This is a genomic window from Halomonas sp. WWR20, assembly GCF_054602495.1.
In genome coordinates this window covers 598,446-613,198 of record NZ_JBTRHR010000002.1, presented here as the reverse complement: position 1 = coordinate 613,198, position 14,753 = coordinate 598,446, and the positions used below count along the sequence as shown (strand labels likewise).

14 protein-coding genes are annotated in these 14,753 nt (G+C 61.0%); 5 read left to right on the top strand and 9 right to left on the bottom strand.

The window, feature by feature from the left end; all coding sequences use genetic code 11:
* Nucleotides 1-66: 66 nt before the first annotated feature.
* A complete protein-coding gene (locus ACW4DH_RS06215; RefSeq protein ID WP_459635489.1) occupies nt 67-981 on the top strand; it encodes a LysR substrate-binding domain-containing protein in 915 nt (304 codons plus the stop codon).
* Between the two features lie 78 nt (nt 982-1,059).
* On the opposite strand, the gene ACW4DH_RS06210 is transcribed toward ACW4DH_RS06215, so the two are convergent.
* From ACW4DH_RS06210 to ACW4DH_RS06170, 9 genes are all read right to left on the bottom strand, one after another.
* Entirely contained in the window at nt 1,060-2,079 is a 1,020-nt protein-coding gene (locus tag ACW4DH_RS06210; protein WP_459635488.1) for a TRAP transporter substrate-binding protein, read from the bottom strand.
* A 156-nt stretch (nt 2,080-2,235) separates the two neighbouring features.
* Nucleotides 2,236-3,525 carry a TRAP transporter large permease gene (locus tag ACW4DH_RS06205; RefSeq protein ID WP_459635487.1) on the bottom strand — a complete coding sequence of 430 codons (1,290 nt, stop codon included), beginning with the start codon at nt 3,523-3,525 and terminating at the stop codon, nt 2,236-2,238.
* Nucleotides 3,515-4,039 (bottom strand): TRAP transporter small permease, encoded by a 525-nt coding sequence (locus ACW4DH_RS06200; RefSeq protein WP_459635486.1) that lies wholly within the window; start codon nt 4,037-4,039, stop codon nt 3,515-3,517. Before ACW4DH_RS06200 ends, ACW4DH_RS06205 begins: the two co-directional genes overlap by 11 nt.
* 21 nt (nt 4,040-4,060) lie before the next feature.
* Nucleotides 4,061-5,083: a TRAP transporter substrate-binding protein gene (locus tag ACW4DH_RS06195; protein WP_459635485.1), complete on the bottom strand. Its 1,023-nt coding sequence runs from the start codon at nt 5,081-5,083 to the stop codon at nt 4,061-4,063.
* Between the two features lie 121 nt (nt 5,084-5,204).
* Nucleotides 5,205-6,377 (bottom strand): bifunctional 3-oxoadipate enol-lactonase/4-carboxymuconolactone decarboxylase PcaDC, encoded by a 1,173-nt coding sequence (pcaDC, locus tag ACW4DH_RS06190; protein WP_459635484.1) that lies wholly within the window; start codon nt 6,375-6,377, stop codon nt 5,205-5,207.
* Nucleotides 6,378-6,385: 8 nt separating this feature from the next.
* A complete protein-coding gene (gene pcaF / locus ACW4DH_RS06185; RefSeq protein WP_459635483.1) occupies nt 6,386-7,603 on the bottom strand; it encodes a 3-oxoadipyl-CoA thiolase in 1,218 nt (405 codons plus the stop codon).
* Nucleotides 7,600-8,379: a CoA-transferase subunit beta gene (locus ACW4DH_RS06180; RefSeq protein WP_459635482.1), complete on the bottom strand. Its 780-nt coding sequence runs from the start codon at nt 8,377-8,379 to the stop codon at nt 7,600-7,602. The genes pcaF and ACW4DH_RS06180 overlap by 4 nt, the downstream gene beginning before the upstream one ends.
* On the bottom strand, nt 8,379-9,194 hold the full coding sequence (locus ACW4DH_RS06175) for a CoA transferase subunit A (protein WP_459635481.1): 816 nt from the start codon (nt 9,192-9,194) through the stop codon (nt 8,379-8,381). Before ACW4DH_RS06175 ends, ACW4DH_RS06180 begins: the two co-directional genes overlap by 1 nt.
* Nucleotides 9,195-9,326: 132 nt before the next feature.
* Nucleotides 9,327-10,505, bottom strand: a complete 1,179-nt coding sequence (locus tag ACW4DH_RS06170; protein WP_459635480.1) for a lyase family protein — start codon at nt 10,503-10,505, stop codon at nt 9,327-9,329.
* Between the two features lie 105 nt (nt 10,506-10,610).
* Here ACW4DH_RS06170 and ACW4DH_RS06165 point away from each other — a divergent pair, with 105 nt between their 5' ends.
* From ACW4DH_RS06165 to ACW4DH_RS06150, 4 genes are all read left to right on the top strand, one after another.
* A complete protein-coding gene (locus ACW4DH_RS06165) occupies nt 10,611-11,414 on the top strand; it encodes an IclR family transcriptional regulator domain-containing protein (protein ID WP_459635479.1) in 804 nt (267 codons plus the stop codon).
* Between the two features lie 530 nt (nt 11,415-11,944).
* Complete coding sequence (locus ACW4DH_RS06160; protein WP_459635478.1) at nt 11,945-13,102, top strand: DcaP family trimeric outer membrane transporter; 1,158 nt, start codon at nt 11,945-11,947, stop codon at nt 13,100-13,102.
* Between the two features lie 389 nt (nt 13,103-13,491).
* On the top strand, nt 13,492-14,169 hold the full coding sequence (locus ACW4DH_RS06155; RefSeq protein WP_459635477.1) for an HAD-IA family hydrolase: 678 nt from the start codon (nt 13,492-13,494) through the stop codon (nt 14,167-14,169).
* A 148-nt stretch (nt 14,170-14,317) separates the two neighbouring features.
* Complete coding sequence (locus tag ACW4DH_RS06150) at nt 14,318-14,692, top strand: translation initiation factor Sui1 (RefSeq protein WP_459635476.1); 375 nt, start codon at nt 14,318-14,320, stop codon at nt 14,690-14,692.
* The last annotated feature ends 61 nt before the right edge of the window (nt 14,693-14,753 follow it).

The following is a 14,753-nucleotide window of genomic DNA, read 5'->3' as shown; positions in this document are numbered from 1 at the left end:
GCGGCTTGCGCTACCATGCAGCAAATCAATAATTTTTCTATCAAAAATAAACATCATCTATATTCAATGGCGCACATCGACCTCAATCTGATCCGTACCTTCGTGACGCTCTATCAGACCCGCAGCGTGACCGCCGCGGCCGAGCGTCTGCACGTCACCCAGCCTTCGGTCAGTTATGCGTTGGCAAGGCTGCGCGAGCTACTCGACGACCGGCTTTTCACACGTACCCGCAACGGCATGCAGCCGACCTTTGCCGCCATCCGGTTCTACGCCACCTTTCAGGAGTCGCTGGCACGCATCGAAGGCACCATCGAGGATAGCCGTCACTTCGACCCGTCACGCTCGGCAAGGCGTTTTCGTCTGGCGCTCACGGATCTCGGCGAGATGGCACTGCTGCCCTCGATCTTGAAGCATCTTCAACGCCAGGCTCCCGACGTCGAACTCGAGGTGGTGCCGCTGGAGATCGACAAGGTCGAGGAGTGGTTGGCCACCGGCAAGGTCGATGCGGTGATTTGCAGCCGCCCTATCACCGGCCCGGGTGTGGAGCGGCGTCCGATGGTCAATGATCGCTACGTATGCCTGCTTCGTCAGCATCACGCCAGGATCGGCGATAGCTTGAGCCTCGCGCAGTTCGTCGCTGAACGGCATGCCGTGATTGCCCCGGCGTCGGGACACGGACTGGCGGAGGAGGTGCTCAATGCATTGGAGATCCAGCGCAAGGTCAGCCTGGTCGTGCCGCACTTTTCCGTGCTGCCTCGCATTCTGCAGGAGTCGGATCTGCTGGTGATATTGCCGCTGCAGATCGCCAACACCTTCACCAGCCATTCGTGCCTGAAGGTACTGGAATTGCCATTTACGGTACCCGCCTTCGAGGTGGCGCTCTACTGGCAGGCGCAGGGCGTCCGCTCGGCCGCTCAGCGTTGGTTCTGCGCCAGCATTGTCGAGGCGATCGGCGAGCATCACCCCTACCCCACGGGATGAATCCGCTTCGGAAACGACGAACGCCGCACCGGAAGCCTCCGATGCGGCGTTGTCTGCCTGCTAAGCCGTGAAGACAGCCTAGCTCTCGCAGGATGCCTTCAGCGTCATGACCTTGTCATAGGTCTCGGCGCCGGGCAGTCCCTGGTCCTGCAGAGAAGTGATGTAACCGTCGATGGTGTCCTTGAGTACTGGCCCCCACTGTTCGTGTTCCAGCGGGTTGTCGATAGTGACGATTTCGTCGCCGGCGTCCACCGCTTCCTGGCGGCCCGCAGCGATCAGCTCATCGTAGACACGCGCCGCCTTCATCGACCATTCCATACCGCTATGTGCATCGATAATGGCCTTCAAATCGTCGGGAAGCCGATCGTAGGTCCGCTGATTCATGGTGGCGATCAGCGACAGGTCATAGAGCGGGATTTCGGTGTGATAGTTGACCAGTTCATTGACGCGGAAGGTCTTCGCGCCCTCCCAGTTGATGCTCAGCCCATCGACCACGCCGCGCTGTAGCGAGGTGAAGATGTCCGGTGCCGGCATGCCCACCGACTGGGCGCCCAGCTTGGTCATCATCTCACCGACCAGCGGCGTGGGGCGGCGCATGCGCATGCCCTCGAGATCGCTGGGCTCGTCGAGTTGCTTGCCCTTGGCGTGCAGATAGCCCGGCCCGGTGGTGAACATGAACAGCACATGGGAATCGCGATATTCACGATCCAGGTCGCCTTCATCGTAAAGCTTCTGCAGGATGCATGAGCCTTCACGGCTACTGTTCGACACGCCGGGCAACTCGATCACTTGAGTCAATGGAAAACGCCCCGCGCTGTAGCCTTGAGCGGTGGCGCCGATATCGGCGATGCCCTTGACGGCCCCCTCATAGGTACTGTCGGCCTTGGCCAGGGTCTGGCTGGGAAACACCTGAACCTCCAGACGGCCATCGGAGGCTTCTTCCACGCTGTCGGCCCAAGCCTGAAAGATCTGCGTATCGATCTTGGAGCCACCCGGCCAGACGTGCGCCAGGCGCAACGTGGCGGCATCGGCATAGGCGGGAAAGACAACGCAAGCCAGCGTACCGGCGATCAGGGCGCCGAATTTATTCTTGTGCATTTCTACCTCACTAGGAGTGGTTTTTTACATTGTCAGAAGTGACGCAACAGTAATGAAAATCTTTCTCCTCTTCCTCTATCGAGACACAAGCAGCGAAGAGCCCAGCCTCCGGCACGGAACTGGGCTCCAACACATCGTACGTTCAGCAACCGACGCTCAGTACACCAGATAGGTGACGATGGCGGGGAAGGCCAGTAACACGGCCAGGCGCACGAAATCGGAGACGATGAACGGGGTAACGCCGCGAAATATCTCGCCCAGCCCCACGTGCGGCGCGGTTGCCTTGATGACGAAGACGTTCATTCCCACCGGTGGGGTAATCAGCCCCAGCTCCACGGTCAGCACGGTGATGATACCGAACCAGATCGGATCGACCCCCAGCGACGAGATGATGGGGTAGACCACCGGCACCGTCAGCAGCAGCATGGCAATGGAGTCCATGAAGCAGCCCAGCACGAAATACAGCACCAGGATGCACAGCAGCACGCCGAACGTCGAGAGCCCCAGCCCCATGACATAGTTGGTCACTTCGAACGAGATGCGCGACGCCGAGATAAAGTACCCCAGGGCTTCCGCGCCGACGATCATGAAAAACACCACGGCGGAGAGCGCCAGGGTCTCGAACACCGCATCGCGCAGTCCCTTGAAACGCACGCCCTTGGCGATGGCGTAGAGCATGGTCACGAAGGCCCCGATGGACGCGGCTTCGGTCGGCGTAAAGTAACCGCCATAGATTCCCACCACGATGACCAGGAACACGCCCAGAAATGGCAACAGGCCCATCCCCGCCAGCAGCTTTTCCTTCAAGCTGTTGGGCTCGGACGCCGAGGCCAGCGAAGGCTTGATGCGCACCACGATGGCCACCGTCAGAGCGTAGAACAACAGCCCCATCAGCCCAGGCAGCAAACCTGCCATGAACATGTCCCCCACCGACTGTTCGGTGAGAATGGCATAAAGCAGCAGTGCGATGCTCGGCGGGATCATGATCCCCAGCGTGCCACCTGCCGCCAGCACGCCGGTGGCCAGCGAACGAGCGTAACCGTTGCGCTCCATTTCCGGCAGCGCCACCCGGCTCATGGTGCTGGCCGTGGCCAGCGACGAGCCGGAAATCGACGAGAAGGCTCCGCAGGAACTGACCGCGGCCAATGCCATGCCACCCCGCCAGCCACCGAACATGGTCTTGGCCGCCATGAATAGCTTACTCGCCATCCCCGAGTATGACGCCAGCACGCCCATGAAGATGAACATGGGAATAGCGCTGAAGCTGTAATTCGACAGCACCTCGACCGGCACCGACTTGACCATGGCTACGGCCGCATCCCAGCTGATCACCTGGGCGAATCCCGCCACCCCCACTATCAGCATGCTCAGTGCTACCGGCACCCGCAGGACCATTAGCACCAGCAGAAACAGCAGGCCGGCACCGCCTATTATTTCAGAGCTCATCAGCCGACTCCCCGCCTACGGCATAAACCATTCCCAGAAATGCATGGATCAGGCAGCGCACCGCCAGAAACACACAAATTACGGCTGCCACTTGGTAGATGGGCCCCATCGGAATTCCCAGGTCCTGGGTGACTTCGCCGAACTCGGCGGCGCTCGAACCCTCTTCCCACAGGCCCCAGGCCAGCACGAATCCCAGCACCATGAAGGCCAGCAGATAGAAGCCGGCGACACGTCGCTTGATGCTCTCCTTGAGACCATGCGAGAAAGCCTCGACCACCACCTGGCTCTTCTCGACGTTGGCGGCCATGGCCGCCAGCAGGGCGAACAGCATCAGGTAGCTGACCAGCTCGACACTGCCGGTCACGGTAAAGCTCGAGGCCCCCGAGGTGGCACGGAACAGATAGCGCGTCACCACATCGACTACCGTGACCGTTAACACGCCTATCAGAGCAATCCCCGAGAAGTAGCGACAAACCTGCGCCAGCCGCGTGCTAAGCGTCATCAGCCCCTGCATAAGGACTCCTTGTTCATCCGGTTACTGCGCACTGCAAGACTTGGCGGCCTGCAGGGCGGAATAATAGATTTCGTGAGCATTCTCGACACCCCGCGACTCCAGGTCGCTGAGATAGTGTTCGATACCGGCCTTGAGCGGCTTGGACCACTCGGGGTCTTGCAGCGGATTGTCGATGACGCGGATGGTATCGCCCATTTCTTCGGCCTGTTGCTTGCCGGCCAAATCCAGCTCGGCGAAGACCTGGCCGGCCTTCTCGGCCCACTTCATGCCGCTATTGTCATCGATGACCTGCTTCATCTCCGGTGACAGGCGCTGATAGGTGCGCTCGTTCATGGTGGCGACGAAAGCCAGTGTGTAGAAGGGAACCTGAGTATGGTAGTTGGCCAGTTCGTTCAATCCGAAGACCTTCATGCCCTCCCAGGGGAAGCTCAGGCCATCGATGACGCCGCGCTGCATGGAGGTGTAGATGTCCGGCGCCGGCATGCCTACCGGCTGCGCGCCCATGTTCTCGAGCATTTCACCCGCCACGGCGGTGGGACGACGAATGCGCAGCCCTTCCAGGTCGCTGGGCTTTTGCACATCAGTGTTCTGAGTGTGGATGTAGCCCGGACCGGTAGTGAACATGAACAGTACGTGGGAATCGTCATATTCCTGGGCAATCTGCCCATCGTCGTAAAGCGTCTGCAGCACGCAGGCCCCCTGCGGCGCACTGGTCGCCACACCGGGCAGTTCGACGATCTGCGAGATCGGGAAGCGCCCTGCGGTATAGCCTTGGGCGGTAATCGCGATGTCGGAGATGCCCCGCACCGTGCCCTGGTAGGCGGAATCCGCCTTGCTCAGCGTCTGCGAAGGGAAGTTCTGCACCTTGAGCTCGCCGCCGGACTCCTCCTCGATGGCCTGGGCCCAGGCATTGAAGATCTCCTTGTTGATCTTCGACTCGGCCGGCCAGAAGTGCGACATGCGCAGCGTGGTCTCGGCATTGGCTGCGACGGACAGGCCCGCCACGGACAGGGCGAGCAGGCATTGGGTGAGAGCGTGTTTCATGAAAGGGTTCCCCTGTTGTTTTATGAAGCGCGGCGCGCAGTGCTCGCAATGCGCCATGCACTCTGACCGTCACCGCGGCGCGATGACGGCCGATTCCTGCGTCACTATCGATGCCGTTGGGCTATGACTCGCCCCAGCCCAGGCGCTTGGCCATGGCGAAAGCGTGGTTGGCCGCCGGGACTCCCGCATAGATCGCCACGTGCATCAGCGCCTGGCGCAGCTGAGCTTCGCTCAGGCCAATGCGCTTGGCGGTCTTGAGATGCAGCTCCAGCTCGCCATCGCGACCCAGTGCCGCCAGTACCGCCAGGGTGATCATGCTACGCTCGGCGCGGGTCAGGTCGTTGTTGCTCCACAGCTCGCCCCAGGCCAGACGGGTGATCATCTGCTGGAACGGCGCATCCAGAGAGGTTGCGTTGGCACTGGCGCGCTCGACATGTTCGGCGCCCAGCACCTGCTTGCGCGTCTCGAGGCCCTCGGCGTAGCTCACGCCCCGCTCACCGATGGTATCGCGCTCGGCGGGAAGCCACAGCAGCAACCGCTTGGCAAGTACCTCGGGGCACTCCAGCGAAGGCACGTGTCCGACGGATTCAAGAATTTCCAGCGAGCAGTCCGCCAATTGCGCGGCCAGCGCTTCCAGCGTCTCCGGCGGGGTGGACAGATCATCGCCGCCGCCCAGCAGACGCACCTTGAGGGAGGCGTTGCGCAGCTTGCCGCGGTTGTCGACGGCGGCGAGCAGTTCGCACAGCCGCGCATAGCTTTCGGTGTCGGTACGCGACAGCTGGATCTCCCAGCCCGGCCGGGTGGCCGCGTGCTGCTCGAGGAAGCTCGGCGAGAACCAGCGCGGCACGATCTCCCCCGCCAGCTGTGCCCAGCCTTCCGTACGCACACGTTGGGCCCGGGCATGCCAGTTCTCCGGCGCCCCGATGACGGCGCCGGTATTGGTCAGTACCGCCGAGCACAAACGCTCGGGGTTCTGAATCAACAGCTGCTGGCCGATGACACCACCGATCGAGGTGCCGACGAAATGAAAGCGCGTGGCACCGGCGTGATCGGCCAGCGCCAGCACCTCGCGGGCCAGATCCGCGGCATGGGTTGCTCCGGAACAGGGCGCGCTGGCGCCGTGTCCGGGCAGGTCCCAGGTTAATATCCGGTAATGTCCCAGCAGTGCCGGCAGCAAGTCGTCCCATACTGCCTGGGTCATGCCCAGCGGATGCGCCAAGATCACTAGCGGTGCCGCCTCTGAGCCCAGCAGCCGGTAGCTGATACTGCGCCCGGCGACGTCGATGAATGCCATGGTGCCTCCTAGACGCGTTCGATCACGGTGGCGATGCCCTGTCCCACGCCGATGCACATGGTGCACAGCGCGTAGCGTCCGCCGGTCTGCTGCAGCTCATGCATGGCGCTGGTGAGAATACGCGCTCCGGACATGCCCAGCGGGTGGCCCAGCGCGATGGCACCACCGTTGGGATTGACGCGCGGGTCGTCGTCTTTAAGCCCGAGTTCACGCAGGCAGGCCAGCGACTGCGAGGCGAAAGCTTCGTTGAGTTCGATGTGATCGAGCTGATCGAGACTCATCCCCAAGCGCTTGAGCAGCTTCTGCGAGGCCGGCACCGGGCCGATACCCATGATGCGCGGCTCGACGCCGGCAGTGGCCATGCCGTGAATGCGCGCCATCGGTACCAGGTTGTAGCGTTTTACAGCGGCTTCGCTGGCGACGATCACCGCTGCCGCCCCGTCATTGACGCCCGAGGCGTTGCCCGCAGTCACCGAGCCCATCACGCTGGAACCGGCAGCACGAAACGGCGTGGGCAGCGTGGCGAGCTTCTCTAGCGTCGTCTCGCGCGGATGCTCATCCTTGTCGAAGATCAGCGGCTCCTGCTTGCGCCGCGGAATCTCGATGGGCACGATCTCCTTCGCCAGCCGGCCGTTGTCCTGAGCCTTCTTGGTCTTGAGCTGGGAGTGGTAGGCGAACTGGTCCTGATCCTCACGGGAGATATTGAACTGTTCGGCAACGTTCTCCGCGGTTTCGGGCATCGAGTCGACGCCGTACTGCTTCTTCAACAGCGGGTTGATGAAGCGCCAGCCGATGGTGGTGTCTTCCATCACCTGGTTGCGTGCGAACGCCGTCCCCGCCTTGCCCAGCACATACGGGGCACGGGACATAGACTCGACGCCGCCGGCGATCATCAGCTCGGCCTCGCCGGAGCGGATCGCCCGCGCGGCGGTGCCGATGGCGTCCATGCTCGAACCGCACAGACGGTTGATGGTGCTGCCGGGGACCGCAGTGGGCATCCCGGCCAGCAGCAGCGCCATGCGCGCCACGTTACGGTTGTCCTCCCCCGCCTGGTTGGCACAGCCCATGATCACGTCATCGATGGCACTCGGGTCGAGGTCCGGCGCACGTGCGAGCAGCGCCTCGAAGATACGTGCGGCGAGGTCGTCGGGCCGGATAGTGGAAAGGGCACCGCCGAACTTGCCGACAGCCGAACGTACCGGGTGACATAGGTATACATCGTTCATGAAGCTTCTCCAGAATGGTGGCGATCGGTACGCGCCTTGAGGTCGCGCAGGACGTCGAGCTCGTGATCCTCCGGCTCGGGTGTGGTCTCGAGCGGGTCGGCGAAACGAATCTCCCAGCCGGTGGCGTCTTGCACCTGCTCGCGGGTCACGCCCGGGTGCAGCGAAGTGACGACCAGCTCGCGCGTCTCGGGATCGGGACGCATCACGCAGAGATCGGTGATCACGCGGGTCGGCCCCTTGCCGATATTGGACACGCCTTCGCGCCCTTTTCCATCACGACCAAAGCCCAAGGTGGTGATGAAATCCACCGCCTCGACAAAGGTACGCCTGGAGTGCTTGAGCGTGATGAAGACTTCACCGGTGTTGGTGGCAATCTCCGGTGCCCCACCGCCGCCCGGCAGGCGCACCTTGGGCGATTGGTAATCCCCGATCAGCGTGGTGTTGAGGTTGGCGAAGCGGTCGACCTGGGCTGCACCGAGAAAGCCCACGTCGATATGGCCGCCCTGCAGCCAATAGCGGAACATCTCGGGCACCGAGACGGTGGTCAGCGCGGTCTCGCACAGCTCGCCGTCGCCGATCGACAGCGGCAACACGTCCGGCTTGGTCTGCAGGGTGCCGGACTCGTAGATCAGCACCACGTCGGGTGCATGGGTCAGACGCGCCAGATTGGCCGCCTCGCTGGGCAGGCCGATACCGACGAAGCAGGTCATGCCGTTTTCCAGCGCACGCGCGGCGGTGACGGTCATGATCTCCGAGGAGGTGTAACGCTCACTCATCAGGCCTCTCCTGCATTGAGCACATGGTCATTGAGCCAGGTCTCGAAGGCTTCGCGATCCCGGGCGATGGCGTCCCACTCCTTGTAGAAGCGGTTGTGGCGTGGATAGTAGCCATGCGCATAGGACGGATAGGCGCCCTTCTCGGCGACCACCACGGCACTGATCGCCCAGCCCGGAATCACGCAGGCATTGGGACCGGCGCCGAGGTCGTCGACCACTTCCTCGACGGTGACGATGCTGCGCCTGGCGGCCAGTACCGCCTCCTTCTGCACGCCGATAATGCCTTCCACCAACACGTTACCGGCACGATCGGCGCGCTGGGCGTGGATCACGCTGACATCGGGCCGGATCGAGGGAATGGCGGCCAGCTTCTCGCCGCTGAAGGGACACTCGATGAACTTGATCTGGTCGTTGACCTTGGGCAGGTCGCTGCCGATGTAGCCGCGCAGGATTGCCAGCGGCAGCCCCGCAGCGCCAGCCTCATAGGCGCAGGCCATCGCCGCATGGCTGTGCTCGAGGATCTCGAGCTTGTGCGGATAGCCGCGCTCCACGGCGTCGCGCAGGCGATGCAGCGAACCGACACCGGGATTGCCGCCCCAGGAGAAGATCAGCTTCTTCGCGCAGCCGGCACCGATCAACTGATCGTAGATCAGGTCGGGCGTCATGCGGATCAGCGTCAGGTCACGCTTGCCCTGGCGAATGACTTCATGACCCGCGGCGAAGGGAATCAGGTGGGTAAAGCCCTCCATGGCCACAGTGGCGCCGTTCTCGACGTAGCGCGCCACCGCGTCATGCAGGCTGAGAAATTCGGCCATAGACTGTTTCGCCTCTATTCGTATAGCGAACTTATATTTGCAATACGAACACGCTAGCGGCAGTGCCGCTTGGCGTCAATTGACGGCGGTGGCGATCATGGCCCGGCTCAACGGCCGTGTATTGGTTTCAACTTATTGATAAAAAGAAGTTTTAAGATGCGCGAGCACTCTATCGACCTGTTCATGGCTACTACCAATGTCTACCTCGCTATCGGCCTTGGCCTGGGCCAGCTGTTGACGCATGGTATCGGGAAAGACTTCCAGCCCCTCCAACAGAACCGTCAGCTGCGCCAGCGCCCCCTCGCTCAGCAGCGCCATCTCCACCAGTGGGGTCCATTCGGCATGCCACTCACCCAGTGCCCGTTCCAGCGGCTGAGCCTGGGCGTTGGCGATTACCGATAGATGACCATGGGAGCGGCGGGCCGCGGTGCGGATCAGCGCACAACGTACCGGGTTGCGCTTGTGGGGCATGGAAGAGGAGACGCCCATTCCCGGTGCGGCCGGCTCGTTGACTTCCGCCACCTCGTTCTGCGCCAGCAGGGCGATATCGGTGGCAATCTTTTCACCTGCCCCAACCAGGGCATCGAAGGCCGACGCCAGCACGTGAATCGGCTGGCGGTTGGTATGCCAAGGCAGCAGCGGTGCCTGGAGCCCGAGACGTTCAGCCAGTTGCGCCATCACCCTCAGCCCCAGGTTGTTGCCCTCGGCATCCTGCAGCCCGGCATGGGTCCCCACGGCACCGCCGAACTGGACCGGCAACCGCTCACGGCACAATGTCGCCAGGCGTTGTGCCGCCTGGTCGAAGTTCAGCGCCCATTGCGCCGCACGCAGGCCGAAGGTAGTCGGCAGGGCCTGCTGCAGCAGGGAGCGGCCGATCATCGGCGTGTCGCGGTGGCGTTCGATCAATGGCATCAGCGCCTCACGCACTGCCGTCATCTGTCTGCATAGCCCGTCGAGACGCTCCTGCAGGAGTAACATCAGCGCACTGTCGAGCACGTCCTGGCTGGTGGCGCCCTTGTGAAACGCCCCCCTCAGCGCTTCCGGCAGGGCCGACTTGGCCTGTGCCACGAAGGGAATCGCCACGTTGCCGCCCTGGCCCACCCCCTCGGCAAGTCCCGCCACGTCGAATACATGCGCGTCCAGGTGGTTGCGTAGCGCCGGGTAACTGCCCGATGGCAGCAGCCCCAGCGATTCCTCCGTCTCGGCCAGTGCAAGCTCGAAGGTCAGCATGGCCCGGACCAGGTCCTCGGCCTGGAAGGCCTTCAGCCCGCTCTGGCCCATGAAGGGATAATTGACTAACTCTGCGTACATAGCGCGATAACCTCATACTAAAGGTTCATATTGCGTACTTTTGTTCGCTTTGCGAACCCATTATAGTAGGCCAAATGATAAATATTAGGATAGGGGTGATTGCTGATGGAGCAGAACTCACAAGAGGGCAGGCAAGATGACAAGCTGTCGCCCGACAGCCGGGATTTCGTCACGGCACTGGCCTCGGGACTGGAGGTCATCCAGGCCTTCGACCATGACCATCCGCGCATGACATTGACCGAAGTCGCCGCAAAGACCGGGATGAACCGCGCCAAGGCGCGCCGCTTCCTGCTGACGCTGCATGCACTGGGCTACGTGCGCAAACGCCAGCGGCAGTTCGAACTCTCTCCTCACGTGCTGCGCCTGGGCTATGCGTTTCTCTCCGCCAACGGTTACCATTCTATCCTGCAGCAGACGCTGGAGGAGATCACCGAGACCCTGGATGAATCCTCATCGCTGGGCATCCTCGACGGCGATGATGTGGTGTACGTGGCTCGTTCGGCCGCAAGACACCGGCTGATGGCCATCGCCCTGTCGGTCGGGACCCGGTTGCCCGCCGGTTACACCTCGATGGGGCGTGTGCTGGTGGCTAACCTCGATGAGCAAGAGCGCCGAAACTTCCTCGAGCGCGTCGAACTCAAGGCGCATACACCTCATAGTCTGGTGGATCGCCAGGCGCTAGGCGAACGCATCGAGCAGGTGCGCCGCGATCAGTACTGCATTCTCGACCAGGAACTCGACCTGGGGCTTCGCTCCGTTGCCGTACCGGTCTACACCCGAGGCGGGCGCCTGGTGGGAGCGATGAACGTCTCGACCAATGCCAACCGTATCTCTCTGGAAGAGTTACACCACACTATCCTGCCCACGTTGCAACACAAGGCCAGCGAACTCCGCGATCTGCTGTCGTAAAGCGCCGCCGATACGAAAGCGCTGCGGCGCGCTGCTCTCACCTCAACGAGGAGCATGGGCCTACCAGACCACCCGCAAACGGCAGCTTATCGCAGTTGCCGTTTTTTTATGCCTTCACATGTCATGACAGCTCTTGGAGGCAGCTATTCCCTTCTTTCGTTCAATGCTGGCCAAGCATAAATACCTCCTTCAGGCAAATTACATAATGGCTATAAGACATAAAATTAAAGCCGAGCTTTAATACCCTTTACTATAAATAAGAAAGCACGAAACCAAGTGTTCGCAATACGGACAAAAAGCACATTGAAAACGTTGAAAGAATTAATAGGCAATAGTGTTATATTCAACCATTCAATAGCCAAGCAAACCCTTCCCTTATACTTTCGATTGAATGCTCATTAAAATTATTGCCTAAAGTTTATGCTGCGATTAATGTCCGGGCTGGCATTTAATATCAAATTAAAACAAGCGATTCACTATCGCCCAGACAGACTCGAAAAGAATAGCAAGCTAAATAAGGGAACGTAATAATGCATCACTATAATAATCTTAAAGCCAGCTCCATCTTTACAGTATCGGCGCTGGCACTGGCGATCGCTGGCTCTGCCAATGCTTTTGAATTAAAGGCTGGCGACACTGACATCAGGATCGGTGGTTATGCCAAGCTTGATATGATTTATGACGTCGATGACGACATGGGCAATGCGGTCAATCATTCAGCCATTAGCCTGGATGGCGAAAATCATGCCGAAGGCCATACCAACCTGCATGCCTACCAGAGCCGTATCGGCTTCCAGACCGCCACGCCCTTGGGTAACAGCGTACTCAAGACCAACTTTGAGGGTGACTTCTATGGCAGCGGCAATAACTTCCGTCTGCGTCATGCCTATGGCGAGTGGAACGGACTCCTTGCCGGTCAGACCTGGACCAACTTCAGTGGTGCCGTCGGCCTGACCCCAACCGTGGACTTCACGGGCGTTGGCGGTACCGCCCATACGGCGCGTCAACCCCAGTTGCGCTATACCACGGGTGGCTTCTCGGTGGCGCTGGAAGATCCGGATACCCTGGGAAGAACCATATCGGTCAACGATAGCGAAAGCGAAGCAGAGAAAAGCGGGCTGCCTGATTTGACTCTGCGCTATGGCGCCAGCACCGGCATGCTGAAATACAGCGCTTCAGCGGTACTGCGCCAGCTCGAGTATTACAATCAGGTCACCGATGACGAGGAAAGCGCTTTCGGGTGGGGCGCGTCACTCGCAGCAGAAGCAGCCCTGACCGATATCTTCACCCTGCGCGGTGTCGTCACCCATGGTGACGGAATCGGCGGTTACCTCAATGTCAGCGCCTATGACACTCAGCCTGGCGCACCCGCGTATATCGATGCTTCAGGCGACCTGGAAACCGTCAAGGGAACGGGCGGAACCGTGGGCATGAGCCTGAAGGCCGGCCCCGGTGCCGTCAACCTCAGTTACAGCATCGCGGCTATCGACCTGGATGATGCCTTTGACATGGGTGGCATCGATCCTCACACGGACGAGACCTACGAGAGCATTTATCTTAACTACATCTGGTCGCCGGTCGAACGCATCACTTACGGTATCGAAGCCGGCCTCCATAGCCGTGAAGTCGTCAATGGCGAAGAAGGCGACGCCGTACGCGTTCAGGGAATGGTGATGTACAGCTTCTAAGTAATGCACTGCTCGCGATAGGTTCCTTTGCCCTGGCACGCCAGGGCTTTTTACTTAACACATCAACGTAAAGCCACCCTATGTACAGAGCAGGATGATACCTGCTCGTACAGACAAGCGCTCTGTTCCCATTGCAGCAATCGTATATCGCACCGGCATCCTTGCCCTCTGCCTGGCCTCGGCTGAGCGTTAATCCGCCACTGGTCGCTCCGTCCCGCCGTTTTTGCAGCCTCGACGTCCTTCCATCGTTATCGTCTTCCTTCAAGTGTTTATAGAACACTGTTCAAAAAAATGCCGCCAACCACCTTTAATTGCAGGCGCGTCGTGCCGATATCTGTAAGACTTATGTCATAAAGCCATTCGAGCCCTGAGCGGGAAGGAAGCAGGTGATGTCACACGCGCTTTGTCTACTGTTCGACTGCGATGGTACGCTGGTGGACAGCGAACCGCTGCTGGCGGAGGTCATGACGGATACGCTGACCCGGGTGGGGCTGCCCTTTGCGCCGCACATTTACATGCAGGAGTTCCGTGGCATCCGCTTCGCGCAGATCGTCGCCGAACTCGAACGCCGTCATGGTGCACTGGATCCGATGATCAGGGCGGAGGCCGAAGCGCAGATGCGCCAGGCCATGCAGGAGCGCATGGCCGTGGATCTGCTACCCATTCCCGGCATTCATGCCACCCTGGAAGCGCTCGGGCAGTATCCGCGCTGTGTCGCCTCCAACGGCCCCGAGTACAAGATCCAGCGCGCCCTGGATACCACCGGCCTGCGCCGCTATTTCGAAGATCGCCTGTTCAGTGCCTATACGGTCAATTCCTGGAAGCCCGAGCCGGGCCTGTTCCTGCATGCCGCCGAGACGATGGGCTATGCACCCGAGCAGTGTGTGGTGATCGACGATGCCGCAGTGGGCGTCGCCGCCGGCCTGGCCGCAGGCATGCGTGTCGTGCACATCAATCGCTTCGCCGACTCCGAGGCGACACCCGAAGGCGCCATTAGTCTGCATGATATGACGCAATTGCCGGCCTTGGTCGAACGCCTCGCCCAACGCGAACGCGTACTGCCTTGACCGCCTGGTTATCCACACCCCGAAGCAGGCAACCGCATGTGGATAACCTGACCGGCAGACACGTCGCCGCGCTTATCGTCTTACCCTTGGCGCCCTCGGCATGAGGCGTGACAATGGTGGGCCTCAGTGCACTTTTCAGGAGCTCGATATGGCCTCCCTCAAGGACCAGCTCAGCGGTCTCGTCTATTCCACCGAGCACGGCGAGACCTGTCCCGACTGTCGACGGCCCCTTGATGACTGCGTCTGCGCCGAACAGGCGGAAGCCGAACGCCTGGCGAGCCTCGACGGTATCGTGCGCATTCGCCGCGAGACCAGCGGGCGCAAGGGCAAGGGTGTCACGACGGTAAGTGGCATACCGCTCACCGACGCCGAACTGAAAACACTGGCCAAGCAGCTCAAGAAACGCTGCGGTACGGGCGGCGCCGTCAAGGATGGAATCCTCGAGATCCAAGGCGATCATCGCCAAGTGCTCAAGGACGAACTGGAAACCCGCGGCTATACCGTCAAGCTGGCCGGTGGCTAGAAGCAGGGGCTGCCTGTAAGCGCCGGCGCTAGCCGACGCCAGCTAAACCCAGCTTTAAAAC